This window comes from Pseudomonas sp. EL_65y_Pfl2_R96 (assembly GCF_963970905.1).
Lineage (GTDB): Bacteria > Pseudomonadota > Gammaproteobacteria > Pseudomonadales > Pseudomonadaceae > Aquipseudomonas.
This window is the reverse complement of the sequence record NZ_CAXAQH010000370.1, coordinates 1-443: the sequence shown is the minus strand read 5'-3', so window position 1 is coordinate 443 and position 443 is coordinate 1. Positions and strand designations below refer to the sequence as shown.

Annotated in this window: 2 protein-coding genes; both read left to right on the top strand. The window is 66.6% G+C overall.

From position 1 onward, the window contains the following. The coding region (locus AACY49_RS31100) for a TPM domain-containing protein (protein WP_445262694.1) at window positions 1-257 on the top strand (257 nt) is incomplete at its 5' end. Continuing rightward, a partial coding sequence (locus AACY49_RS31095) for a hypothetical protein (RefSeq protein ID WP_339528164.1) occupies window positions 254-443 on the top strand: 190 nt, incomplete at its 3' end. The genes AACY49_RS31100 and AACY49_RS31095, both read left to right, overlap by 4 nt.

Genomic DNA, 443 nt, shown 5'->3' with positions numbered 1-443 from the left:
CGCGCGTCGGCATCCTGCTCTATCTCTCGCGCGATGAGCGCATGGCCGAGATCGTCGCTGATGAAGCGATCCACCGCGCCGTCCCGGCCGAGCGCTGGGGCGATGCGATGGCGGCGTTGGTCGCCGAAACCCGCGCTGGCAAGCCGGGTGCTGGCATGGCGGCGGCAGTCGAGCGGATTGGCGCGATCCTCGCGGAAACTTTCCCGAAAACGGCGGACGACCGAAACGAGCTCCCGGACAGGCTGATCGAACTATGAGTGCGGAAATTGTCTGGGAAGGCAAGTACATCAAGGTCGTGAAGGACGGGACCTGGGAATATGTGTCGCGCGCACGCGGGATCCAGGCGGCGGTGATCCTGGCGGTTGAGGACGGGCATGTCCTGCTGGTCGAGCAATATCGCGTGCCGCTCGGGCGGCGCTGCCTTGAGCTGCCGGCGGGCCTGG